At 69.8% G+C, this 23,556-nt stretch carries 21 protein-coding genes; 3 read left to right on the forward strand and 18 right to left on the reverse strand.

Annotated features, from left to right (window positions below; translation table 11 throughout):
• Positions 1-432 (forward strand): ABC transporter permease (locus tag ACZ6ZQ_RS33980; RefSeq protein WP_469772369.1); only part of this gene is annotated, 432 nt, incomplete at its 5' end.
• A gap of 483 nt (positions 433-915) precedes the next feature.
• On the opposite strand, the gene ACZ6ZQ_RS33985 is transcribed toward ACZ6ZQ_RS33980, so the two are convergent.
• The 3 genes from ACZ6ZQ_RS33985 to ACZ6ZQ_RS33995 all read right to left on the reverse strand — a co-directional run bounded on the left by ACZ6ZQ_RS33985 (position 916) and on the right by ACZ6ZQ_RS33995 (position 4,045).
• Positions 916-1,425, reverse strand: coding sequence for a hypothetical protein (locus tag ACZ6ZQ_RS33985; RefSeq protein WP_469772406.1), 510 nt, complete (start codon positions 1,423-1,425; stop codon positions 916-918).
• Positions 1,426-1,487: 62 nt separating this feature from the next.
• Positions 1,488-2,666, reverse strand: a complete 1,179-nt coding sequence (locus ACZ6ZQ_RS33990; RefSeq protein ID WP_469772370.1) for an ROK family glucokinase — start codon at positions 2,664-2,666, stop codon at positions 1,488-1,490.
• Between the two features lie 131 nt (positions 2,667-2,797).
• The gene (locus ACZ6ZQ_RS33995) at positions 2,798-4,045 is read right to left on the reverse strand and encodes a DUF2254 domain-containing protein (RefSeq protein ID WP_469772371.1); all 1,248 of its coding nucleotides are present in this window, start codon (positions 4,043-4,045) and stop codon (positions 2,798-2,800) included.
• A 205-nt stretch (positions 4,046-4,250) separates the two neighbouring features.
• Between ACZ6ZQ_RS33995 and ACZ6ZQ_RS34000 the strand changes: the two genes are divergently transcribed.
• Positions 4,251-6,137 (forward strand): glycoside hydrolase family 15 protein, encoded by a 1,887-nt coding sequence (locus tag ACZ6ZQ_RS34000; RefSeq protein ID WP_469772372.1) that lies wholly within the window; start codon positions 4,251-4,253, stop codon positions 6,135-6,137.
• Between the two features lie 25 nt (positions 6,138-6,162).
• On the opposite strand, the gene ACZ6ZQ_RS34005 is transcribed toward ACZ6ZQ_RS34000, so the two are convergent.
• The 10 genes from ACZ6ZQ_RS34005 to ACZ6ZQ_RS34050 form a co-directional block, all read right to left on the reverse strand.
• On the reverse strand, positions 6,163-7,938 hold the full coding sequence (locus ACZ6ZQ_RS34005; protein WP_469772407.1) for a cation:proton antiporter: 1,776 nt from the start codon (positions 7,936-7,938) through the stop codon (positions 6,163-6,165).
• A gap of 14 nt (positions 7,939-7,952) precedes the next feature.
• Positions 7,953-9,005 carry a cytochrome d ubiquinol oxidase subunit II gene (locus ACZ6ZQ_RS34010; RefSeq protein WP_469772373.1) on the reverse strand — a complete coding sequence of 351 codons (1,053 nt, stop codon included), beginning with the start codon at positions 9,003-9,005 and terminating at the stop codon, positions 7,953-7,955.
• Entirely contained in the window at positions 9,002-10,504 is a 1,503-nt protein-coding gene (locus ACZ6ZQ_RS34015; RefSeq protein ID WP_469772374.1) for a cytochrome ubiquinol oxidase subunit I, read from the reverse strand. Before ACZ6ZQ_RS34015 ends, ACZ6ZQ_RS34010 begins: the two co-directional genes overlap by 4 nt.
• A 40-nt stretch (positions 10,505-10,544) precedes the next feature.
• Positions 10,545-11,339, reverse strand: coding sequence for an SDR family oxidoreductase (locus ACZ6ZQ_RS34020; protein ID WP_469772408.1), 795 nt, complete (start codon positions 11,337-11,339; stop codon positions 10,545-10,547).
• Between the two features lie 186 nt (positions 11,340-11,525).
• The gene (locus ACZ6ZQ_RS34025) at positions 11,526-13,121 is read right to left on the reverse strand and encodes a GMC oxidoreductase (RefSeq protein WP_469772375.1); all 1,596 of its coding nucleotides are present in this window, start codon (positions 13,119-13,121) and stop codon (positions 11,526-11,528) included.
• Between the two features lie 147 nt (positions 13,122-13,268).
• Positions 13,269-14,183, reverse strand: coding sequence for a cyclase family protein (locus tag ACZ6ZQ_RS34030; RefSeq protein ID WP_469772409.1), 915 nt, complete (start codon positions 14,181-14,183; stop codon positions 13,269-13,271).
• 8 nt (positions 14,184-14,191) lie between these two features.
• The gene (locus ACZ6ZQ_RS34035; RefSeq protein WP_469772376.1) at positions 14,192-15,607 is read right to left on the reverse strand and encodes a chloride channel protein; all 1,416 of its coding nucleotides are present in this window, start codon (positions 15,605-15,607) and stop codon (positions 14,192-14,194) included.
• Positions 15,608-15,620: 13 nt separating this feature from the next.
• Positions 15,621-15,914, reverse strand: coding sequence for an SHOCT domain-containing protein (locus ACZ6ZQ_RS34040; protein ID WP_469772377.1), 294 nt, complete (start codon positions 15,912-15,914; stop codon positions 15,621-15,623).
• A 32-nt stretch (positions 15,915-15,946) separates the two neighbouring features.
• On the reverse strand, positions 15,947-16,405 hold the full coding sequence (locus ACZ6ZQ_RS34045; RefSeq protein ID WP_469772378.1) for a DUF6325 family protein: 459 nt from the start codon (positions 16,403-16,405) through the stop codon (positions 15,947-15,949).
• 178 nt (positions 16,406-16,583) lie between these two features.
• Entirely contained in the window at positions 16,584-17,273 is a 690-nt protein-coding gene (locus ACZ6ZQ_RS34050; protein WP_469772379.1) for a GAP family protein, read from the reverse strand.
• Positions 17,274-17,433: 160 nt separating this feature from the next.
• Between ACZ6ZQ_RS34050 and ACZ6ZQ_RS34055 the strand changes: the two genes are divergently transcribed.
• Positions 17,434-18,378 (forward strand): YhjD/YihY/BrkB family envelope integrity protein, encoded by a 945-nt coding sequence (locus ACZ6ZQ_RS34055; RefSeq protein ID WP_469772380.1) that lies wholly within the window; start codon positions 17,434-17,436, stop codon positions 18,376-18,378.
• A 123-nt stretch (positions 18,379-18,501) separates the two neighbouring features.
• Here the strand turns inward: ACZ6ZQ_RS34055 and ACZ6ZQ_RS34060 are convergent, their stop codons facing one another.
• The 5 genes from ACZ6ZQ_RS34060 to ACZ6ZQ_RS34080 form a co-directional block, all read right to left on the reverse strand.
• The gene (locus tag ACZ6ZQ_RS34060; protein ID WP_469772410.1) at positions 18,502-19,314 is read right to left on the reverse strand and encodes an ATP-binding cassette domain-containing protein; all 813 of its coding nucleotides are present in this window, start codon (positions 19,312-19,314) and stop codon (positions 18,502-18,504) included.
• Positions 19,315-19,334: 20 nt separating this feature from the next.
• A complete protein-coding gene (locus ACZ6ZQ_RS34065; protein ID WP_469772381.1) occupies positions 19,335-20,393 on the reverse strand; it encodes an ABC transporter permease in 1,059 nt (352 codons plus the stop codon).
• Positions 20,390-21,403 (reverse strand): sugar ABC transporter substrate-binding protein, encoded by a 1,014-nt coding sequence (locus ACZ6ZQ_RS34070; protein ID WP_469772382.1) that lies wholly within the window; start codon positions 21,401-21,403, stop codon positions 20,390-20,392. Before ACZ6ZQ_RS34070 ends, ACZ6ZQ_RS34065 begins: the two co-directional genes overlap by 4 nt.
• A 131-nt stretch (positions 21,404-21,534) precedes the next feature.
• Entirely contained in the window at positions 21,535-22,527 is a 993-nt protein-coding gene (locus ACZ6ZQ_RS34075) for a sugar ABC transporter substrate-binding protein (RefSeq protein WP_469772383.1), read from the reverse strand.
• A 206-nt stretch (positions 22,528-22,733) separates the two neighbouring features.
• On the reverse strand, positions 22,734-23,453 hold the full coding sequence (locus ACZ6ZQ_RS34080) for a GntR family transcriptional regulator (protein WP_453659362.1): 720 nt from the start codon (positions 23,451-23,453) through the stop codon (positions 22,734-22,736).
• Positions 23,454-23,556 lie beyond the last annotated feature (103 nt).

Here is a 23,556-nt window from a genome sequence, read left to right on the forward strand (position 1 = left end):
CTGAACGACTCGATGATGTACGCGGTCATCCTGCTCGGCGCGGTCCCCTCGATCGCCAACGGACTCGTCTCCGGTGTCGACCAGGTCCCTCCGCTGTTCCTGCGGGCCGGGCGCACCATGGGCGCCACCGGACTGAGGGGCACCTGGCACATCGTCATGCCGGCCGCGCTGCCCGGCTATCTGGCCGGCCTGAAGCAGGGCTGGGCCTTCTCGTGGCGCTCCCTCATGGCCGCCGAGATCATCGCCTCCTCGCCCGAACTGGGCCTCGGCCTCGGCCAGCTGCTCGAGAACGCCCGCAACAACATCGACATGGCCGGAGTGTTCCTCGCGATCCTCCTCATCCTGATCGTCGGTATCGCCATCGACCTGCTGATCTTCAGCCCGCTGGAGCGACGGGTCCTGCGCAGCCGCGGGCTGCTGGTCGCCCGCTGAAAGACGGATCGCGATCGGTGCCGGATGCGCGCCGATCCGTCCGCACACCGGCAGACCCGGCGCATGGCACCGGCTACGCGAAGGCATCGCCCCGCAGCGGAGCCGGTTCTGCCGCGTGCGGAGGGGAAGGGCCCCCACCTGCACGGGCCTACGGTGCGCTGACGGGCAGGCCCGCCGCACGCCACGCAACGGGGGTCCTCACCTGTCACGAGCGATCACAAGCGATCACGGGCGGGTCACCAACCCCGTAGACGCTCTCACGCCACAAGGCCCTGACCTGGACTTACGCGCTCACCCTGGACCAATTGGACGCCCGTGGACGGTTTCTACGACATGTGCCAGGTGGTGCCGAGCGAGGGCCCGAGGATGAGGACGGGTGCGTCGTCCGGACCGTCGATCCGGTACTGCAGGGTCTTCGGGGGCATCTGCGTCTGCGTCTCACTCACCCGTTCCACAGTAGCGAGCGGAGGCATGTGTTCCGGATCAGGGTGTCGCGGTCGAGACGACAAACACCATGGGCGAGGACGGATCGGTCAGATCGGCGGTGATGTCCTGGGAAGGTCGGGGATCGGGCTGCTTGTGCCTGGTGGCGGCCCAGTCCGCCTCGGGTCCGAAGACCCAGCCGACCGTCTCGGCGTCGCGTTCGCCGATGCTGACCTCGCCGGTCTTCAGATGGGCGCGGCTGGTACCGACGCTCGTGAGGAAGGTGTCGAGCCCGGCGGCCGTGGTACGGAACTTGACGTACAGCCGGCTGGACTTCCAGTTGCTGGTCTCGTAGTACGCGACCTCGGTGGACTTCGTGGGGATCGGCACCTCGAAGACACGGCGCTTCATCTTGGAGGGCCAGCTGTCGCGCAGTCCGGTGGCCGAGGACTCCGCCTCCTTGTCCCGGCCGCTGTCGCGGCTCTGCTCCGCGGAGATCACCAGGTAGCCGGCCGGGACGCCGATGAGCAGCACGATGACGGTCGCGGTGAGCCAGCGCCGGCGGATCATATGGCGCCGGTCCTCGGGCGGACGTACGGGCTCGTCCACGGGCGGGGGCTGTCGGGGCACGGTCACAAGGGGTCCTGAGGGGTGGTGCGGGTGGTGTTGCCGGCGCCTCCGGGGTTACGGAGGGCCTGGGCGTAGCGCTCGTATCTCTCGTAGCGCTCGACCCGGCGCCGGTTGGCGCGCCGGAACCGCCGGGCGACGAGCCGGGCGAGGTCGGCCGCGCCGACCATACCGGCCTCGGGGCCGAGCTGCGCCTTCGCGATACGGGCCTCCGGCCGGTAGCCGCGGCCGGTGAGATGGCGGCGGAAGGCGTCCCGGGCGGGGCCGATCAGCAGATCGTCGGCGGCACTGACCCCGCCGCCGATGACGAAGCAGGACGGATCGAGGGCGGCCGCCAGATTGGCGATGCCGACGCCGAGCCACTGGCCGATGTCCTGGAGCAGCTCGACGCACATGGCGTCGCCCTCACGGGCCAGCTCGGTGATCAGCGGGCCGGTGATGTCCGGGATGTTGCCCTTGACCCGATCGATGATGTTGTACGCGACCGGCGAGTCGGCGGCGGCCAGCTCGCGGGCCTCGCGGACCAGGGCGTTCCCGGAGCTGTACTGCTCCCAGCAGCCGCGGTTGCCGCAAGGGCATCGGTGCCCGCCCGGCACGACCTGCATATGGCCGAATTCACCGGCGACGCCGTACTTGCCGCGCTTGACCTGCCCGTCCTCCAGGATCGCGCCGCCGATACCGGTACCGAGCGTGATCATGACCAGATGGTCCTCGCCGCGGCCCGCGCCGAAGCGCCACTCGGCCCAGGCGGCGGTGTTGGCGTCGTTGTCGACCATGACGGGGACGGCGAGACGGTTCTGCAGCGAGTCGCGCAGCGGTTCGTTGCGCCAGGCCAGATGCGGCGCGAAGAGGACCTTGGAGCGGTCGGCGTCGACCCAGCCGGCCGCGCCGATGCCCACGGCGTGCACATCGTGCCGGTCGGAGAGGTCCAGGACCAGCTCGACGATGGTGTCCTCGACGACCTTGGGGCTCTTGGACTTGTCGGGGGTCTCGGTACGGACCTTCTCCAGGATGACGCCGTCGGCGTCGACGACACCGGCCATCACCTTCGTACCGCCGATGTCGATGCCCACGGTCGGCACGCGGGGGGCGGTGAGGTGCGAGCGCCGCTCACGGGTGCCGACGGTCCGCAGTACGGTGGCGCGGGCGGAGCCTCGGTGGGCGAATTCGCGGTACGTGCTCAAGGCGTCCCTGCGGGATGTGGAGGGCGGTCCGGATCACCGGAGGCGGACGGCGCCCGCCGTGCCCGATTGTGCCATCCGGGCAGCCCCGCGGGCCTGCGCGGCCGCGGGGCGGGCGTCCCGAGGGGCCACCCTCACGCCGGGGCGGTGCCGGACCCGCCCCCGATGCCCTGAGGGTCGGGGGTCAGCGCCGTCGCCCGCAGGGCGGGGTCGGTGAAGGACCGCTCCACCGATTCGTCCAGGAGCTTCAGCTCCGTGCGCACGGCGGCCATATGCGGCTCGGGCAAGTTGTCGAGGAGGCGGTTCAGCAGGGCCCGGAGCCGTCGGCAGACCTGCATGGAGGTCGCGCCGTACTGGCGGATCTCGGTGAGGGCGAGCTGGAGGAAGTCCTCCCAGGCCCGGCCGGCGACCACCAGCCGGGGCAGACCGCGGCTGTCGTAGAGGGTGTAGCGGCGGCGCAGCGACGCCGCGCCGAGGCTGTGCAGGAGCGCCTCGATGTGGTTCAGCACCTGGACGGCGGTCGTGGGGTCGTTCACGGCCGGCGAGAGCGCTCTGATCGCGACATCGACGAGGATGCGCAGGGCGAAGGCGGGGTCCTGTTCGATGGTCCGTTCGATGCCCAGGGCGACGAGCCCGGTCAGCTGCCGGGGGTCCGGCGGCGACGCGCCGTGGACCTCCATCAGTGTGGCGCCGGGGGGTACGGAGTCGCCCACCCGCTGGGTGAGCACGATCACGCAGTCGCTCCGCTCGGCGACGGCTCTCAGCCGCCCCGCGTTCAAGCCCTGGATCGTCCCGCCCTGCTCGCTGCGGACCTGGGTCACGGGGCCGCCGGGCAGTGGCCCGGGCGGGGCCCCGGCCCGGATCGTTCCGCCGGCGGCCAGGGTCTCCCCCCGGGCGATCAGCCGTTGTCCCGCCCGTGACACCAGGTCGGCGATGGCCACGGGCCTGAGGTTGTGGATGAACCGGTTGAGATAGATCAGGAGGAGCAGCAGACTCGCGGCGACGCCCGCTCCCGCCAGGGTGACACCGAGATCGGGCACGAAGTCGGTCTCGATACGGCGCAGCAGCGAGAAGGCGAAGGCGAACGTTCCCGCGAAGGTGGCGAGCACCGCCTTCTGCAGCCGGTCCCGGTACCACAGACGCATGTAGCGCGGTGACAGCGTTCCGGTGGCCTGCTGGACGACGAGGACGCCGATGGTCACGACGAAGCCGAGGAGAGCGACCATCGCGCCGACGATCGAACTGAGCACGCTGCTCGCGGTCGACGCGGAGTACTCCCACTCCAGCGGCACCTTCACTCTGGCGTCGAGCCACACCGTGGCGTCCGCGAGGAGGAAGCCGAGAACGATGCCGAGCAGCGGAACGATCCACAGACTTGCCATGGCGTACTGCCTCAGCCGGAAGACCGTCGCCCAGGACATCATCGCTCGCGCCCCCGGGTTGTCCGCTGGTGCTCTCCCCTCCACCGTAGGGCCGCTTCCCGATGTGCACGAATCATCCAGAAACTCCCGAAGAGCCTGAAATGCATTGACTGTCTAAGCTGATGGAGTGGCACGGGCCGCCCGGCCAGGGCGAAAGGGGTTCGCTATGAACGATTACCCGCTCGACTACCCCCTCATCGAGGACCACGGTCTCATCGGTGATCTGCAGACCGCAGCGCTCGTGACCACCCACGGCACCATCGACTGGTTCTGCTGTCCACGGTTCGATTCGCCGAGCATCTTCGGTGCACTGCTGGACCGCAGCAAGGGCGGGTACTTCAGAGTCGCCCCGGCGGACAAGACGTACACCAGCAAGCAGTTGTACATGCCCGACACGGCGGTCCTCGTCACCCGCTTCATGACCGAGTCCGGAGCCGGGGAGGTCGTCGACTTCATGCCGGTGACGGGCAGGACGGCGACGAAACGCCATCGCCTGGTCCGACTGCTGCGGTGCGTCCGCGGCAGCATCACCTTCGACGTCGACATCGTTCCCCGGTTCGACTACGGCCGCGCCCCGCACGAACTGCATGTCACCGAGAACGGGGCGGTGTTCGTCGCGGACGGCATGGAGCTGACCCTCCACGCCATCCGCGAGCCCGAGGACGTACGGCTGGTCACCGACGTCAGCAGCGACCGCGACGTGCATGTCAAGCTGACCCTGGAAGCCGGTCAGGAGCGGGGAATCGTCATCGAGTCCTTCGCCGACGGCCCGCCGCGGGAGATCGGGCACGCCGAGTTCGTGGAGCTCTTCGAGGACACGGTCCGGTACTGGCGCGACTGGCTCGCCCAGTCCCGCTACTCCGGCCGCTGGCGGGAGGCGGTGGAGCGCTCGGCCATCACGCTGAAGCTGATGACGTACGCGCCGAGCGGCGCGCTCGTGGCGGCGCCGACCACCGGACTGCCCGAGCAGCTGGGCGGCGAGCGGAACTGGGACTACCGGTTCACCTGGATCCGCGATGCCTCCTTCTCCGTCTACGCCCTGCTGGGGCTCGGATTCACCGAAGAGGCGACCGCGTTCATGGTCTGGCTGCACGACCGGGTCCAGGAGACGGCGGGCAGCGCCGGCGACGGCACCGGGCCGCTCAACATCATGTACCGCGTCGACGGATCCTCCGATCTGGTCGAGGAGACCCTCGGCCACTGGGAGGGCTATCAGGGTTCCAGCCCCGTACGCATCGGCAACGGCGCGGCCGACCAGCTCCAGCTCGACATCTACGGCGAGGCGATGGACAGCATCTACTTCGCCCACGAACGCGGTCTTCAGCTGGGCTACCGGGGGTGGAAGTCACTGCACACCATCGTCGACTGGCTCTGTGACAACTGGGACCAGCCGGAGGAGGGCCTGTGGGAGACCCGCGGCGGGCGCCAGGACTTCACCTACGGCCGGGTGATGTCCTGGGTCGCCTTCGACCGGGCGCTGCGGCTGGCCGCCGCGAGCGGCCGGCCGGCCGCGCTCGCACGCTGGAGCGGTGAGCGGGACAGGATCTACCAACAGGTGTACGACCGCGGCTGGGACCCCGTGCGGAAGGCGTTCGTACAGCACTACGGCAGTGAGGTGCTCGACTCGTCGCTGCTGCGGATGTCCACCGTGGGCTTCATCACCCCGAGCGATCCGATGTGGACGTCGACACTGAACGCGATGGACCGGGAGCTGGTGTCCGACAGTCTGGTCTACCGCTACAACCCGGAGGCCTCACCCGACGGTCTGCGCGGCTCCGAAGGCACCTTCTCCCTGTGCACGTTCATCTACGTCGACGCGCTCGCGCGGGCGGGCAGGCTGGACCAGTCGCGGCTCGTGCTGGAGAAGATGCTGACGTACGCCAATCATCTGGGCCTGTACTCCGAGGAGATCGACCTGACTGGACGCCAGCTCGGCAACTTCCCGCAGGCCTTCACCCATCTCGCCTTCATCGACACGGCCCTCACCCTGGACGCGGCCCTGAACCGGGCACGCGGAAGGACCTCGCCCGCTCCGCCGGCCGACGCGGCGTGAGCTCCCGTCGGTTCCTCCCGTCGGTTCACGGCTCACGTGTCCCGGTCGTCCCGGGACCGAGGAGTACGGCCCTGTCACCCGTACCCGGGACGGGTGCCCCGGCCTCGGTGACGGGTTCGAGGCGCCCGTCGCCCCGTACCACGAACAGCAGGTCGTGCCCCGGCGGCGGGGCGTCGCCCGGCGCCCCGAGCACGAAGCGCGCACCCTGCTCGTAGCGGGCGGCCAGGGTGTGCCGGACGAGGTCCCGCCCGAAGAGGACGTCCCGGCCGGTGCGGGTGGCGACGGCACCGGGGCTGTCCTCGGGGGGACCGACCCGGTACACCGGGCCGTCGACGCTGTCGCGCACCACGACCGAGACCAGGGCGTTGAAGTCGTCGTCGTCGGTGAGCAGCAGGAGCGCGGTGACCCCTTCGAGCCGCGCCCCGGGGTCGGCGGCGGTCGCCAGGAGTTCGCCCGGGGCCGGTTCGATGCCGGCTCGCCTGATGTGCTCGCGCTGTTCGTCGGACCCCGCCCACATCAGCACGTCGAGCCCGGCGGAGCGCAGGCAGCGGCCGAGGTCGATGACCCAGGGCTCACCGCCCACCAGAAGCGGCCTGGTGCGCGCCGACCGGACGACCCCGAGCCGCCCGGCGACCGGCCCCGCGGTCAGCCCGTACAGCAGGACCGTTCCGACGATGACCAGGAACGTGACCGGAAGGATCTCGGACGCGCCGGCCAGCCCCTTGTCGGCCAGGTCGGCGGAGAAGGTCGAGGCGGTGGCGGCGGCCACGATGCCGCGTGGAGCCATCCAGCCGATGAACGCCCGCTCCCCTCCGGACAGTCCCGCCCTGTGGGTGGAGAGCCAGGCGATGAGCGGCCGTACCGCCAGGACGAGCAGGGCGATGAGCCCGGCGGTGGGCAGGAGGACGGGAGTCACGGACGACGGAGGGACACCGGCCGAGATGGAGACGAACAGGATTCCGATGATCAGCTGGACCAGGGCCTCGAAGAAGGGCCGCCGGGCAGGCAGTTCAAGGCCGGGGAGGTTGGCGACCGCCATTCCGGCGACGACGGCCGCGATGAGACCCGTGTCGTCGCGCAGGGCGTCGCAGCACGCCGACACCACGATGATCGTGGCCAGTTGGGCCAGCGTGCCGAGTGTTTCGCCGAGCCCGAGGACGCGCAGGGCGAACCACAGGAGCGCGGCCCCCGCCACACCGCCCGCAAGGCCGATGACCGAGCTGAGCATGAACTCGCCGAACCGGAAACCGTGACCCACCTGGAAGCCGCCGGCCAGGATCGAGTGGAAGACGAGCGCCCCGAGGATGCCGCCCACCGGGTCGATCAGCGATCCCTCCCAGACCAGGATGCGCCGCACCTGCTCGGAGGGCCGGACGTGGTCGAGCAGCGGACCCACGACCGTCGGTCCCGATACGACGAGGATCACGCCGAGCATCATGGCCGCGGCGAGCGGCACGCCGAACAGCGCGGGGCCGGCGGCCATGACCGCCCCCGAGGTGATCAGCACCCCCAACAGCAGCAGTCGGAGGACCACCGAACGGGTACCGCCCCTGAGATGACGCAGATCGAGGTCGAGGCCCGCGTCGTAGAGGATCACCGCCACGGAGAGGGAGACCACGGACGAGAAGTGCGGCCCGATGAGCTCGTCCGGGTGGACGACGTCGGTCAGGGCGCCCGCGGTGAAGCCGGCCGGCAGGAGCACGATCAGGGCGGGGATGCGCAGTCGGCTCGCCAGGATCTGCGAGCCGACGGCGAGCAGCACGGTCAGTGCGATGCCCAGGAGGAACTCGTCGGTGCTCAGCACGGTCCGTCCCGTCAGTCGCCGTCGGCCCGGCTGCCCGTCCCGCCCTGCCGCAGGTCGGAGTCGGTGAGCGACTCCAACTCGCCGTGGGTGTCGAGCCAGTAGAGGAAGAACACGGTCGGGAAGACGAGAATCACCGCGACGAGCGTGACAAAGGCCAGCCACTTCAGCGTTGTCGGATCGCCGGCTCCGTCCTGAACGGTCAGGGACGTCGGGATCAGATAGGGGCGCTGGGCGAACCCCCAGGCGAACACGGCCGCGGCCACCGTGCCGACCGCGGTGTAACGCGACCACCGCCCGCTTCCCTGCAGCAGCAGCCATCCCGTGCCGAGGGCGCACACGGCGGACACGATCACGAAGGCAAGGCCCGCGCCATGGGTGAGTCCGTGCCAGACATGAGGCGCGTCGCCACGGGTGACGGCGAACGCGGCCAAACCGAGCACGACCACGACGACGAGACTGCCGAGTGCGCGGCGGCGGAAGTAGCCGACGAGGTCGGGTGTGTCGAAGCGTTCGGCGTCGGCGGAGAGGAACACCGCGCCGAGGAACGCGGTCGCGACGACGGTCAGCAGCCCGAAGAAGACGGACGTCGGGTTGGACCAGGCATCCGCCGATGCCTCGGTGCCGGGTGCAACGCGACCGGATGCGATGCCGCCGACGGCCGCGCCGAGGAAGAACGGGGTCAGGAGCGAGGCGATGGCGAACACCGCTCCGTAGACCCGCCGTCGGGCCAGCCGCCGTGTGGGTTTGCGCAGCGCGAACCCGGCGCCGCGCAGGACCATGCCGACGGCGGCGAGCGCCAGCGGCAGCCACATTGCTGAGAAGAGCGTCTGGAACAGCACCGGGAACCCGGTCCACATGACGACGAAGATGAAGATCAGCCAGACGTTGTTGACCTCCCAGACGGGTGCCATGGCGTGGTCGATCAGCCACCGGGGCCGCTTTCCGCGCTCCGCGCCCCCGGCGAACAGATCCCAGAAGCCGGCTCCGTAGTCCGTGCCACCGGCGCAGGCGTAGGCGGCGACCGCGAGCAGCAGGACGAAGGCGATGAGGCCCGCAATGGTCATGACCGGCCGTCCTCGCCCGGTGCGGGACCCGTGCCCTCGGCGGCGAGAGCACCGCTGTCCGGGGGCTTGGAGCGCGGACCGTACGGGGTGCCGGTCTCCGGCTCCTCCACCGGGTGCCCCTTGGCCCGCTCGGCGTCGGCGAGACGCCAGCGGGTCCGCATCTTGAGCAGCACGGTCAGGAACGCCCCGAAGAGGAGGACGTACACGACGATCACCAGACCGAACATGATCCACAGGCTGGTGGACCGGGTGGCCGTCACCGCTTCGGCAACCCGCATGTTCTGGTACACGATCCAGGGTTGCCGCCCCACCTCGGTCGTGATCCAGCCGCATTCGACGGCGACGACCGAGGCGACACCGGCGCATGCCGCACTGCGGTAGAACCAGCGGCTGGCGGGCATCCGGCGCCCCCTCAGCCGGTACCAGGCGTACCAGAGGGCGAGCAGCACCAGCAGCGAGCCGATCACGGCCATCAGGTCGAAGGCCCAGTGGACGATGGTGGCCTGGGTGGCGTTGGGCCGGTCGGACGCGGGGACGGAGGTCAGCCCGATCACCTTGGTCCTGGGGCTGAACCCGGCGAGGATGGAGTCGAGTTGGGGGATCTTGATACCACCGGAAATGGTTCCGTCCGGGTGGAGCCGGCCGAACAGGTACTCCGGTACATGGGTGTCGGTCTCCCAGACGATCTCCATCGCGGCGAACTTCACGGGCTGCTTGTGGAAGACGGAGCGGGCGATCGAGTCGCCGAGCACGAACTGGATCGGGCTGACCACCGCCGCGAGCGTGAAGGGGACGGTGAACCCGAGCCGGTGGTAGTGGTCCCTGCGGCCCCTGAGCCAGCCGACCGCGTAGACGCCCGCGACGACGTACCCGGCCGTCACCAGCATGGCCCCGACGAAGTGCCAGTACTCCGGCCCGAACATCGGGGTGAAGATCGCTTTCCAGATGTCGACGTCGACGGGTTTGCCGTCGGCGTCGAGCGTGAAGCCCTGAGGGGTGTTCATCCACGAGTTGGCCGCGAGGATGCCGAACGCCCCGAGCAGCGCCGTCGCCGGCAGCGGCAGCCCGAGGAGGAAGTGAGTCCTCGGCTTCAACCGGCGCCAGCCGTAGAGATAGATGGCGATGAGGACCGATTCGAGGAAGAACGCCCAGCCCTCGACTCCGAATCCGATGCCGAAGACGTCGCCCCACGTGCCCATGAGGCCCGGCCAGAGCAGCCCGAACTCGAAGGTGAGAACCGTGCCGGTCACGATGCCGACGGCGAACTGGACCGCCATGACCGCCGACCAGCGGCGGGCGAGCAGTAGCGCGACGGGGTCGTTCGCGCGCAGCCCCCGGTAATGCATGATCAGGGTGATCAGCGGAAGCGCCACCCCCATCGGCACCAGGATGATGTGGGAAGCCAGGGTGAAGGCCATGAGCTCCCTGGCCGGGAGCAGTTGGGCGGGTGCGTCCGACGCCAGCAGGTGGGCGTCCGCGAGGAGCTGGACGGAATGCATACGTGCCTTCGGTGGTCGGGCCGTGCGGAACAGGCGCGCGTCATCCGCCCGTGGCGAATCCGGGGAAGAGCGTCATGCCTCCGTCCACGAAGAGGGTGACGCCGACCACGTAGTCCATGAGGTCCGAGGCAAGGGCGACGGCGGCTCGGGCGATGTCCTCGGGCTCTCCGACGCGGGCGTAGGGAATGAGCCGCAGCAGGTCCTTCTCGGCTTCGGGGGTGTCCCAGGCGCTGGTGTTGATCGGGGTCTTGATGGCACCCGGCCCGATCGCGTTCACCCTGATCTTCTTCGGGGCGAGTTCCTGGGCCAGCGTCTCCATCATCATCTGCACGCCGCCCTTGGAGGAGGCGTAGTTGACGTGGCCTGCCCAGGGGATGAGCTGGTGGACCGAACTCATGCAGATGATCTTCCCGGCGGAGCGTGACACCTCGGGGACGACACCGCGCCGCAGGAACTCCTTGGTCGCCTCCCGGGCGCAGAGGAACTGGCCGGTGAGGTTGACGTCCAGCACCTTCTGCCACTGGGCGAGCGTCATCTCGGTGACCGGGGCGTCGCGCTGGAGACCCGCGTTGGCCACCATGATGTCGATCGTCCCGAACTCCTTGACCATCCGGTCGACCATGCCGACGACCTGGTCCTCCTGCGACACATCCGCCTCGTAGGCGGCGGCGCGCACCCCGAGAGCCCGGATCTCCTCGACGACCTGCTCGGCGGCTTCCTTGCCGGCCACATAGTTCACGACCACATCGGCACCCGCCCGGCCCAGGCCGATCGCCGTCGCCTTGCCGATACCGGAGTTGGCTCCGGTCACCAGCGCTTTCTGTCCCTTCAGCAGCGGTGGGATCGCGGGCTGTGCCGCACCGGCGTGGGTGTTCACGATGCCTCCTGGATACGTGCCGGGGCCCCGGGGCCGCCACGGCAGCGATCGGGCCCGCGCGCCACGGAACCACCCGCAGGCGGAGGAGGACGGCCCGGCCCACGCGCGTTGGGCCGTTGGGTGACCGATGTTCCCCCGGTCGGATCAGCCGCGCAGACGTTCCACGATGTGGTCCCCGACGCGCAGGGCGTTGGCGATGGCGGTCAAGGACGGGTTGACCGCCCCGATGCTCGGGAAGAAGCTCGTGTCGACGACGTAGAGGTTGTCGAGGTCATGGGCCTTGCAGTTGACGTCGAGGGCCGAGCTGCGCGGGTCGTCGCCGAAACGCACGGTGCCGGCCTGGTGGGCGGTCGCGCCGATGGGCATGCCCTTGTGCAGGTAGATGCTGTGCGACAGCAGATGGTGCTCGTGCATGCCCAGGTGGCCCAGCATGCTCTGCAGCTTGTGCCGCAGCCGGTTCAGGCCCTCGATGTTGTTCTTCTCGTCGAGGGCCAGATGGACGCCGCCGTCCTTGTCCAGGGTGACCCGGTTCTCGCGGGCGGGAAGGTCCTCTCCGCACAGCCAGAAGTCGACGGCGTGGTGGGCGAGCACCTCGAAGGGCATGTTCGGTGTCACGGCCCCGGCCCAGCGCGGGGCCTCGCCGTGGATCTGCTCGGCGTCCGACTTGCCGAGCATCTGGATGCCGCCGAGCGGAAAGTCCCAGTCGTCGGCTCCGAAGTACCAGTCGTGCAGCGCGAGGGTCTTCTGGAACTGGGTGTCGTTGGGCTCCTTGGACACGGCCATCAGCGCCAGGTTGTTGTGCCGCATGTAGTGCCGGCCGACGACGTCCGAGCTGTTGGCCAGTCCGTTCGGATGCCGGTCGTTGGCCGATGCCAGCAGCAGGACCGCGGAGTTGACGGCGCCGCACGCGACGACGACGACATCGGCGGAGAAGCGAGCCTGCGATCCGTCGCCGTGGCTGCCGTCGAGCTGGGCGACGACGCTGCTGACACTGCGTCCGGTGGGGTCGGTCTCCAGGCGGACCACATGGGCGTTGGTGATCATCTCGACGTTGGGGTGCTCCAGTGCCGGTTCGACACAGATCACCTGTGCGTCGGACTTGCCGCGCACCAGGCAGGGGAATCCGTCGACCCGGTTGCAGCGGATGCAGGCGCTGGAGTGGATTGCCCGGCCCCGGTCGTCCTGCTGCAGATTGACCCCGATGGGCAGATGGAAGGGGTGCAGCCCGCGCTTTTCGAGGTCGTCGCTCAACTGCTGGATGCGCGGCTCGTGTTCGACCGGCGGGTACGCGTACTGCTCGCTCGCCGGGCCCGCGGCGGGATCCTCCCCGTGCCGGCCGTGTACGAGATAGAGGCGCTCGGCCTGGGTGTAGTAGGGCTCCAGGTCGTCGTAGCGGATCGGCCAGGCGGGGGACATGCCGCCGTGGTGGCGCAGCTCGCCGAAGTCCTGCGGGCGCAGCCGGAACAGGGCGGCGCCGTAGAACTTGGTGTTGCCGCCGACGTAGTAGTTGACCTCGGGCGGGAAGCTGTTGCCGTGCTTGTCGAACCAGAACTCGGGGGCGCGGTACTTGCCCTTGACGAAGACGGCCGTGGAGTCCCAGTTGTCCCGCTCGCGGGGCAGGTAGTCGCCGCGTTCGAGGAGGAGTACGCGTCTGCCCGACGGGGCGATGCGGTGGGCGAGCGTACCCCCGCCCGCGCCGGTGCCGATGATGATGACGTCGTAGTGGGGGGAATCGCTCATCACAGCCACATCCTCGCGGTTCTGGCCTACAGACCGAACATAACCGAACATATCGGTGGAACTGGGGCGCTGCGACCGGGCCGCCGTTTACGCATTACGGCCTGCGCTGTACGGCCTGCGCATTACGGCCCGCGCTGCGCGGCACCGTCACAGCACGGCGATCGGGTTCACCGGGGACCCTGTGGCCGCCGGGAGCCGCAGCGGCGCGACCACACAGAGGAAACTCCAGCGGCCCTCCTGTTCGCAGGCCGGGGCCAGCTCCTCGAACTGCAGATAGTCCATGAGGTGCAGCCCCATCGCATGAATGGTCAGCACATGGACGGGGAAAGCGACTCCTTCCACCCCGCTCGGGGCCGTGTCGTTGTTGCCGTCGCCACCCAGCACCGCGACACGTCGTTCGGCCAGGAACTCCACCGCCTCCGGATGCAGACCGGCCCGTGCCTCCGCTGCCTTCCAGGGCCCGGTCTCCCGGCGCCGGCGCCGGTGGCCCACGCGGACGAGGAGCAGATCCCCCGCACCGACGTGCACGCCCTGACCGCTCTCGGCCGCGACCAGGTCGTCCGCCGTGACATGGTCGCCGGGCTCCAGCCAGGGCACGCCTCGCAGCCGGGGGATGTCCAGGAGCACCCCGCGGCCCACGATGCCGTCCCGGACGACGTCGACGGACAGAGCCGTGGCGCCGTCGGGAGTCACGCTGCTCGCCGGTACACCGTTGTAGAGCTCGCCGTCATACATGACATGGCACAGTGCGTCGAGATGGCTGTCCGCGTCCCCGTGCACGTTCATGGCGAATCGGTCACGGGCGAAGGACAGCCCGGCCGCGTCGATGTCGCGCGGGTCGGGGCCGGTCATCCGGTGGGCCGCGGGGTCCGGATTGTCCGGGCCGGGCCGGGTCTCCACGGGTGCGGCGAGGGACACCGTACGCCCGGATCTCACCTCGGCGGCCGCGGCCACCACCCGTTCCGGGGTGAGGTGGTTCAGCGCGCCGAGCCGGTCGTCCGGGCCGTGCTGTGCCTCCGCCCGCAGCCGCGCGTACAGGGCCCGGAACGCCTCCGGCGTCATGGGGGCACTCATGGGGCGCGGGTTCCCGGCGCTACGGACCTGGCCGGCTGCTCCGGCTCCCGCGCCGCGGGGATGCCGGGGCCGGGCGGCAGCAGTTGGACGGTGACGAAGGCGACCACGGCCGCGAGGATCACCACGGGGGTCATGGCGATGCTGCCGAGCAGCAGCACCACCAGCACCACGGTGCTGACGGGCAGCCGGAGTGCGGCCGCCGCTGCCGCCGCCATGCCACCGGCCATGCCCGGAATGACACCCAGGCCCGGAAGGGGCGCCAGCAGGACGCCCGTCGCCGCGCCGAGGAACAGGGCAGGGAAAATGGGGCCACCGCGCAGACTGCCCAGACAGAGGGAGTAGGCGGCGCTCTTGAAGGCCAGGACCGCGATCAGCGCCCCGACGCCCCAGGTCTGCGGATCGGCAGCCAGCTGAACCATGGTGGCCTGGCCCGAGGAGGCGACGTCCACGGGTGAGCGGCCGGTGATCACCGTGTACAGGGCCGCGCAGGCTCCGGCACCGAGTGCGCAGAGCACCGTCGCCGTGTGGGGGCGTCTCACCACGGCGGCGGCCGCCAGCCGTCCGCCCGAGAAGACCACGTGCACGAGAACGGCGACGGCGACGGCCATCAGCAGGGTCCACACCACGTCTCCGGTGTCCAGGTGCGGGAACGGCCCGGGCAGTTTCAGGCCGAGGCCGCCGGTCTCGAGCCCGGTCCAGCGGTCGAAGCCGACGAACACCAGGGAGCCCACCCCGCTGGAGAGCAGGGCGGGCAGCATGACCGCGAACAGCTGCGGGCCGCCCACCCCGGCCACCTCCATCAGCAGCACCGCGCCGATCAGCGGGTTGCCGAAGATCGCCGAGATGGCCGACGCGGCGCCGGCCGCGCCCAGGAGCGCCGTGCTCTGCGGGGTCGCGGGTGACCGCGCGAGGTCGCGGAACAGCAGGGCGAGGCCTCCACCGAGAGCGATCAGGGGTGCTTCCGGGCCCAGTGTCGCGCCCAGCGGCAGGCTCGCGAGCGCCGCGATGATCACTCCGGGCAGTGCCTTCGCCGTGGCGCCGCCGGAATGCAGCCCGTTCGCGGGGACATGGCCGCCCGCGCCGGACAGACGGGTGACGACCAGGCTGACGACGAGGCCGGCGACCGGCAGCAGCACCAGCGGCCACCACCAGGGCGGGGTGCCCAGCCCCAGTGCTTCCGGCAGGTGCGCCCACATCAGGTGCTCGAACTGGTGCAGCGCGACGAGGAACCAGAACGCGACGAGCGAAACCGGGATGCCGATGAGGGCGCTGAGCACGAGCGCCCTGCGATAGGCGCGGCTGCGCAGCAGCTCACGCAGCCGGTCCGCCTCCTCCGGCTGAGCTGCGACTTCGGACGAGGCGGCGGCTCGCGGCTGGGGCTCCGGGTGGGGCTGTGGCTGTGGCTGTGTCATCGGGGGGTGGTCCTCAGCCGAGAACCTTCCGCTTCTCGGCCGCGAACTCCTCTTCGGTGAGAATCCCCTGAGCCTTCAGTTCACCGAGCTCCTTGAGCTTGTCGATCTTGTTGCCCATTTCGTCGTCGGGCGGCATCGGCGGTGGCGCGGCCTGCGGGGGGCTCGGAGCCGCTGCCTGCTGCTGTTGCTGCTCGTAGTCCTGCTGCGCCCACCGGCCCTCCTGCCGGCGCCTCACGCGGCCGGACACCGCTGTGGCGGTTCCGGCGACGACGGCGGTGCGGGCGACGCCGCGGATGAGTCCAGGCATCTTCGTCTCCCTCTGAGAGTCCCGTTGAGAGTTCAGGCCGCCGGAGAGCCCTCGTCCGGCACCCCCTCGACCGCGTCCAGCGAGGCGAGCAGCGCCTGGACGGGAATCCGCCCTCCCGCCACCATCTGCGCACCACCGCGCCGCAGGGCCCGGGCCACCGGGGCGGCCCACAGGTTCTCGTAGATCAGGACCGCGGCGGAGTTGCCGGGTTCGATGGCGGCCCCGGCCTCCTCGATGTCGTCCTCGCCGAGCAGCCCCGAGGACACACCCTCGAAAACGGTCAGGTCCAGCTCACCCTCCACCTCGGACAGCTCCAGGACCGTGACGGAACCGTCGGTGTCCTTGCGGACGAACGTAAGGTCGAGAATGCGGATGACACGGCGGTCGACCAGGTCGACGAGCAGGGGAAAGGCCTCGCCCGTCATGCGGTTGCCGGGAAACTCCAGGACCAGATAGTCGACGGGTCCCATGTCTTCGAAGTCCTCGCTCATGGCCACTCCTTGCAAGCGCATCAGCGGTACGGGGCGGCTCGGTGGCCACGGTGCGGCCCGGTCCCGGGCGCGCGAGTCCCTGTATGCCATTCCAGCACTCGGCCGGATGCTTCGCATTTCGGTGCGGTGGCCTGCCCGGCGGGTACGGCGCGAGCGCGCCCCGTGCAGAGCGCGGCATTCAACTGGTCAGCTGGTACAGGCTGTTGGCGGTGAGCCACAGCCCCAGCAGCAGACAGCCGAAGACAATCGCGGGCTCCTCGTGCCGCTCCAGCCAGTCGCGCAGGGCCTTCAGTCTCACCCCCGCCGCCTTGGGTGCGAACACCATGTACAACTCGGCCGCCAGCAGGCTGGCAGTGGCGAGTACGGTGAACCCGAGCAGGGCCAGGTACGACTCGAGATGGGACAGATCGGCCTCGAGGACGACGGTGGCGGCGGCGGCAACCAGGCCCCACGGCTGCAAGAAGACCCCGAGACCCGCCACGGACCACATGGATGCCTGGTCCAGCCGTTCGGACATGGCCGAGGACTGCTCGTCAGGTTGCTTGTCGGGGTGTTGTCCGGCGCGGTGCTTGTGGGGCGGCGCACCGTGCCGTCGCCGCCTGTGGGCACCGTAGAGGACCAGGCCGACACCGATGGCCAGCCTGACCGCGAGACCGGCCGTGGACGGCGGCGACCTCGGCGCCGGAGGGGTCCCGCCGGTCAGCAGCAGGACCAGGGCGATCACCGTGACGAGGCAGGCCAGCCAGGCCAGGATGAAGACCAGGCCTTTCCAGATCCCCTTGCGCGACGTCAGCACCAGGACGAGCGCCATGATGGGCAACGGGTCCAGGGTGATGCCCAGGCCGATGAGGAGCAGGTCAAGGACCATGGCGCTCCCGTCGTCGGCGTCTCACCCCTCCATCGTCGCCACTGGTGACAGGGCCCCGCAAACAGAACACCGCCCCTGCGGGAGGGCATCCCGCCGCTGATCGCCGAGATGCCGACGCGGTCCGCGTCCCACAACCTGGACCCAGGGAAGGAGCAACAGCATGACGACGCGGCACCGGGCTGCCTTCCTCCGCACGTCATGGTGGACGGCACAGTTCGCCGCGCAGCGGACTCACGCACGGTCGCTGACAGCGCGCACCGAGGAACGCTTCCCCGTCGTGACCCATCTGACGGCCCGTATGATCTCGGTGAACATCTTCGACTCCGCGACCCGGCTGGCCGCGCAGTGCTTTCTGACCGCCGTCCCGCTGCTGTTCGTCGTCGGTTCCTTCGCCCCTCAGGGGGTTCGGAACCAGCTGATCAGTTCCGCGAAGGCGGTCTTCGGGCTCACCGGCGCGTCCGAGCAGCAGTTGCAGCAGGTGTACCGGGGCACCAACGGGAACCTGCGCGAGGCGACCGGCGTGATCGGCGCGCTGATGGTGCTGCTGTCCGCCACCGCGTGCAGCCGGGCGATGCAGCGGCTGTGCAAGCGTGCCTGGCAGTTCCCGCGGTCCGGCGTCAAGATCGCGCCATGGCGCTGGCTGGCGTGGATCGGTGTCTGGCTGACCGTCCTGATCGTGCAGGCTCCGGTGCGTGACGGTTTCGGTCTGGGCCTCTGGCTGGCTGTTCCGGTCACGGTGCTGTCCCAGACCCTGCTGTGGTGGTGGACCCAGCACCTGCTGCTCGGCGGGCACATCCGCTGGCTTCCGCTGCTGCCCGGCGCCCTGATCACCGGCGCCGCCGTGACCGTGCTGTCGATGAGCAGCAGGTACTACATGCCGCGCGCGCTCAACCGGAGCCTTGCCGAGTACGGACCCGTGGGATCGGTGTTCACCGTCCTGTCCTGGCTGATCGTGCTCTGCGTGGCGATCGCCGTCGGCATCACGGTGGGGGCCGTACTGGCGAGGGAACCGTGGCTGGCCCACCGGCTCGGCACCCCTGCGGCGTGGCCGCAGGCCCTGTCGCCGGGAAGGGCCCGGGCCCCTGATCAGGCTGGTCCGGCCTGATCCAGCCCCTGCCCCCAGCCCCAGCCCCTGATCCGGCCCCTGCCTCTGCCCCTGCTCCAGCCCCTGATCCGGCCCGATACGGAAGCCGGACCCAGGGCCCGGCAGGATCCCCGGGACAGGACCCTAGCCGTGGCCGCCGAGGTGCCGGGGCGCAGGGGCGCGCTGCAGTTCGTGGCGCAGGTCATCGAGTTCACTGCCGCCCGCCATCTGCCGGGTGAGCTCGTCGAGGGTGATCCCCTCCTTGGTGTGGCTGCCGGACATCGTGCCTCGCTTGAGCAGGACGAACCGGTCGCCGACGAGATAGGCGTGGTGCGGGTTATGGGTGATCAGGACCACGCCGAGACCGGCGTCCCGCGCGGCCGCAACGTACTTGAGCACGACGCCGGACTGCTTGACGCCGAGGGCCGCCGTGGGCTCGTCGAGGACCAGCACCTTGGCTCCGAAGTAGACGGCCCGGGCGATCGCCACGCACTGGCGTTCGCCGCCGGACAGGGTGCCGATGGGCTGGTCGACGTCGCGCAGGTCGATGCCCATGCGCAGCAGCTCGGAGCGGGTGGTCTCGCGCATGAGCCCGACATCGAGGCGCTTGAAGGGACCGCTGCCCTTCGTCGGCTCGGAGCCGAGGAAGAAGTTCCGCCAGACGGGCATCAGGGGCACCACGGCGAGGTCCTGGTAGACCGTGGCGATGCCCCGGTCGAGGGCTTCGCGCGGAGAGGTGAGGGTGGTCTTCTCGCCCTCGATCGACAAGGTGCCCGCGTCGTGCTGGTGCAGCCCTGCGATGATCTTGATGAGGGTGGACTTTCCGGCACCGTTGTCCCCGAGGACACAGCTGATCTCGCCCGCGTGGACCTCGAGGGAGACGCCTTCGAGCGCACGGATGTTTCCGTAGTACTTACTGACGTTGTCGAGCTCGACGAGGGCCGCCTTGTCCGTCATCGCGCCTCCGTTCTGTTCGCTCACGAACTCGCCTCCGCGCGCTTGCGGACCCATGCGTTCAGCAGGGTGGCCAGGAGGAGCATCGCTCCGAGGAAGAACTTGAACCAGTCCGGGTTCCACTCCGCGTACACGATGCCCTTGCTGGTCATGCCGAAGATGAAGGCACCGACCGCGGAGCCGATCGCCGAGCCGTAGCCGCCGGTGATCAGGCAGCCGCCGATGACGGCCGCGATGATGTAGATCAGCTCGTTGCCGACGCCCTCGCCGGACTGGACGACATCGAACGAGAACAGCAGATGCTGGCCGGAGATCCAGGCACAGAACGCCACGCCCATGTACAGGCCGATCTTGGTCTTCGTCACCGGGACACCGACCGCGCGGGCCGCGCCGGCGCCGCCGCCCACCGCGAAGATCCAGTTGCCGAAGCGGGTGCGCAGCAGGATCCAGGTGGCGATCGCGACCAGTCCGATCCACCACAGGATGGTGACCTTGAGATCCACGCCGCCGATGGTGAGCTGCGAGGCGAACAGGTTCTTGGCGGACGAGAAGCCCTCCATGTCGGCGATGGTCTTCGTCGACACCGTGCCGCTGATGAGTTTGGTGAAGCCGAGGTTCAGCCCGGTCAGCATCAGGAACGTACCGAGCGTGATGATGAAGCTCGGCAGTTTCGTGCGCGTCAGCATGACGCCGTTGAAGGCGCCGATCGCGAGAGTGACCAGCAGCGACACGAGGACGCCGACCCAGACGTTCGCCGTCATCTGATAGCTGAACATCGAGGAGATCAGCGCGGAGCTGGTCACCAGCACACCGGCGGAGAGGTCGAACTCGCCGCCGATCATCAGCAGGGCGACCGGGACGGCCATGATGCCGATCGTGGACGCCGCGTACAGCACGGTGCTCATGCTGGAGGGCTGCAGGAAGCTGTCGGCGACGATCGAGAAGAAGACGAAGACGGCGGCCGCGCCGACGACGGAGCCCAGTTCGGGGCGCCCGAGCAGCTTCTTCAGCGGCGAGGTGCGCAGCAGCCTCTCGTCGGCGGCACCGGTCTTGTCCTGTGCGGGTGGTGCGGTCGCGGTCATCGGGTCCCCCGCTCCGTGTAGTCCTGCAGTTCGGCGGCGTCCTTCTGGGTGATGATCTGCGGTCCGGTGAGGACGGGCCGTCCGCCGCCGAGCACATCGGCGTTGTAGCGGTGGAGCCACAGCAGATCCACGGCCTCGTAGCCCTGGAGGTAGGGCTGCTGGTCGACGGCGAAGCCGAGCCGCCCGGCCTGGAGCGCGGTGGCGACCTTGGCGTTCAGATCGAAGGTGTCGATCTCGGCCTTGCTCTCCGCGGTCAGCCTGGCCTGGACGGCGGCGTCCGCGAAGGGCGCGCCGAGGGTGACCACGGCGTCGACGGACCGGTCGGTCTGCAGCTTGGCCTCGATGGACGCCTGGACGTCGGGCATGTTGGTGCCGTCGACGTACAGGTTCTGCAGATCCCCGTCGAAGGTCTTCTTCACGCCGGCGCAGCGCTGCTCATGGCCGACGTTGCCCTGCTCGTGCAGCACACACAGGGCCTTCTTCCTGCCGCGCTTGTCGAGCTCGTCACCGACGGCCTCGCCCGCGATCGTCTCGTCCTGGCCGATATGGGCCAGGGCGCCGTACGCCTTGGACTGCTCGGAGCCGGAGTTCACGGTGATCACCGGGATTCCGGCCCGGGTGGCCTTGGCGACGACGTCCTTCATCGCGTCCGGCTTGGCGAGCGTGACGATCAGCCCGTCCACCTTCTTGTCGATGTACGAGTCGACGAGCTGGGCCTGCTGCTGTGCCTCGTCGCTGTGGGCGTACAGGAAGTTGATGTTGTCCTTCACGGAGGCCTGCTCGGCGCCGCGCTGGACGATGTCCCAGAACGTGTCGCCGTCTCCCGAGTGGGCGACCATGGCGAAGGTCCAGCGGGGCGTGCCGACCGCGGCGCGGCCCTGGGCCTCGGCCGCCTTCCTGGCGTCCTCGGCGCGCTTGCCGCCGGTTGCGCTGCACCCCGCCAGGGAGGCACCGAGCACCGCCGCCAGCAACGCGCCGATCGCACGTACCCCTGTCCGAACCCTTGCCACGACGCCGTGCCCCTCTTGCTGTGCCTGGTGTACTCCGGCGCAAGTATCCCTGAGCACATTCGCCGGGACGGTGGGCGGGTGGATCGCCGCGGTGGCGGGCGGGTGTGACATGGCACAGGTCACGGTGTACGTCATCGCGTGCCGTCGGCCGTGAGCTTCTCCAGGGCGGGGACGTCCTTCTCGGTCACCAGCGCGGGCCCGGTGAGCACCGGCTTGCCGCCGCCGATGACATTGCCGTTCGTCTTGTTCAGCCACAGTTCGTCGATGGCGAGATAGCCCTGGAGGTAGGGCTGCTGGTCGACGGCGAAGCCGATCTCCTTGGCCTTGAGGCGCTTGACGACCTCGGCGTTGAGGTCGAAGGTGTCGATCTCCGCCTGCGAGGCGGCGCCCTGCTTGGCCTGGACGGAGGCGGCGGCGAACGGCGCGCCGAGCGTGACGATCGCGTCGATGTCCTTGCCGCTCTGCAGCTTCGCCTCGATGGAGGAGGTGGAGGCGGGCATGTTGGTGCCGTCGACGTTGAGGTTCTCGACGGTGCCCTTGAAGGTCTTCTTCACTCCGGCGCAGCGGTCCTCGAGCGAGACGTTGCCCTGCTCGTGGATGACGCAGACCGCCTTCTTCTTTCCGCGCCTGGTGAGCTCCTCGCCGACGGCCTCGCCGGCCACGGACTCGTCCTGTCCGATGTGGCTGAGCGCGCCGACCGCCTCGGAGAACTGGCCGCCCGAGTTGATGGTGACGACGGGTATCCCGGCCGCGACGGCCTTCTTGACGACGTCTCTGACGGCTTCCGGCTTGGCGAGGGTGACGACGATGCCGTCGACCTTCTGGTCGATGTACGTCTGGACGAGCTGGGCCTGCTCCTTGCCCTCCTTGTTCGCGGCGTAGAGGAACTCCACGTTGTCCTTCGCCGCCGCGTCCTTGGCGCCCCGCTGGACGATGTCCCAGAACGTGTCGCCCTCGCCGGAGTGGGTCACCATGGCGATCTTCAGCCGCTTGGTCGTGGCGGCCTTCCCGCCGCCGGTGTCCTGCGGCTTCTCCTCGGCGCCCTTGCCGCCGGAGCCGCTGCATCCGGCCGCGGCAAGTGCGAGTGCGGCGAGCAGAACTGCTGCCGTGCGGGGTGTGCGCATGGTGGATCCGCCTTCTCTCCCGGCCGCCCGATTGCGGCTGGGTCCGTTCTACGGAGGCGACGCCGACCAGTCAATACATTGTCCGAACATTCTTACGCCAAACTTGCGCCGCGCTGGCTCAAACCCGTTCCCTTTCGTTCCCCGTCAGGGCCGGGCCGTACGACTTCGTTCCCCGTCAGGGCCGGGCCGTACGAGCAGCTGGAAGGTCACGGCCGTACGAGCAGCTGGAACTCGAAGGCGTACCGCGAGGCCCGGTAGACGTGCGAGCCGAACTCGACGGCCCGCCCGGTGTCGTCGAAGGTGGTGCGCTCCATGGTGAGCAGCGGGGCGCCCGCCTCCTCGCCGAGCAGGGCGGCCTCGTCCCCGGTGGCGGCACGCGCCCCGACCGACTGCCGGGCGCTGTGCAGGGTGATGCCCGCGGCGCGCATCATCCGGTAGAGGCCGGTGGACTCCAGCTGTTCGGTGTCCAGCGGCAGCAGCCCGGTCGGCAGATGGTTGCGCAGGCGCGCCATCGGCTCGCCGTGCGCGGAGCGCAGCCGTTCGACCATGTGCACATCACTGCCCTCCGGCACCCCGAGGGCGGCCGCGACCTCGGCGGTCGCGGCCTCGATGGTGTTCTGCAGCACGCGGGTGGCCGGCCGCTGGCCCGCCGCCTCGAGGTCGTCGTAGAGGCTGCTCAGCTCCAGCGGTCGTTTGACCTGGCTGTGCACGACCTGGGTGCCCACTCCGCGGCGACGCACCAGCAGCCCCTTGTCGACCAGCGACTGGATGGCCTGGCGCACGGTGGGCCGGGACAGGCCGAGCCGCCCCGCCAGCTCGATCTCGTTGCCGAGCAGACTGCCGGGGGTGAGTGTTCCGTGCTCGATGGCGGCCTCCAGCTGCTGGGAGAGCTGGAAGTACAGCGGGACCGGACTGGTGCGGTCCACGCTGAGCGGAAGCGACACGGCGGCGTCCGGCGTGTCTCTGGGCTGCTTGGGCACGCTGCGAGCGTAGCCGCAGGGCCTGTTGACGGGAAGTTGTGTCGTTCGA

The organism is Streptomyces sp. NPDC053673, from assembly GCF_055585225.1.

Coding starts and splice junctions, on each gene's coding strand:
- ACZ6ZQ_RS34000 (WP_469772372.1), top strand. CDS start 4,251: ATGAACGATTACCCGCTCGACTACCCCCTCATCGAGGACCACGGTCTC.
- ACZ6ZQ_RS34025 (WP_469772375.1), bottom strand. CDS start 13,121: ATGAGCGATTCCCCCCACTACGACGTCATCATCATCGGCACCGGCGCG.
- ACZ6ZQ_RS34050 (WP_469772379.1), bottom strand. CDS start 17,273: ATGGTCCTTGACCTGCTCCTCATCGGCCTGGGCATCACCCTGGACCCG.
- ACZ6ZQ_RS34015 (WP_469772374.1), bottom strand. CDS start 10,504: ATGCATTCCGTCCAGCTCCTCGCGGACGCCCACCTGCTGGCGTCGGAC.
- ACZ6ZQ_RS34035 (WP_469772376.1), bottom strand. CDS start 15,607: ATGACACAGCCACAGCCACAGCCCCACCCGGAGCCCCAGCCGCGAGCC.
- ACZ6ZQ_RS34060 (WP_469772410.1), bottom strand. CDS start 19,314: ATGACGGACAAGGCGGCCCTCGTCGAGCTCGACAACGTCAGTAAGTAC.
- ACZ6ZQ_RS33985 (WP_469772406.1), bottom strand. CDS start 1,425: ATGATCCGCCGGCGCTGGCTCACCGCGACCGTCATCGTGCTGCTCATC.
- ACZ6ZQ_RS34040 (WP_469772377.1), bottom strand. CDS start 15,914: ATGCCTGGACTCATCCGCGGCGTCGCCCGCACCGCCGTCGTCGCCGGA.
- ACZ6ZQ_RS34065 (WP_469772381.1), bottom strand. CDS start 20,393: ATGACCGCGACCGCACCACCCGCACAGGACAAGACCGGTGCCGCCGAC.
- ACZ6ZQ_RS34045 (WP_469772378.1), bottom strand. CDS start 16,405: ATGAGCGAGGACTTCGAAGACATGGGACCCGTCGACTATCTGGTCCTG.
- ACZ6ZQ_RS34055 (WP_469772380.1), top strand. CDS start 17,434: ATGACGACGCGGCACCGGGCTGCCTTCCTCCGCACGTCATGGTGGACG.
- ACZ6ZQ_RS34030 (WP_469772409.1), bottom strand. CDS start 14,183: ATGACGCCGGAGGCGTTCCGGGCCCTGTACGCGCGGCTGCGGGCGGAG.
- ACZ6ZQ_RS34075 (WP_469772383.1), bottom strand. CDS start 22,527: ATGCGCACACCCCGCACGGCAGCAGTTCTGCTCGCCGCACTCGCACTT.
- ACZ6ZQ_RS34010 (WP_469772373.1), bottom strand. CDS start 9,005: ATGACCATTGCGGGCCTCATCGCCTTCGTCCTGCTGCTCGCGGTCGCC.
- ACZ6ZQ_RS33995 (WP_469772371.1), bottom strand. CDS start 4,045: ATGGCAAGTCTGTGGATCGTTCCGCTGCTCGGCATCGTTCTCGGCTTC.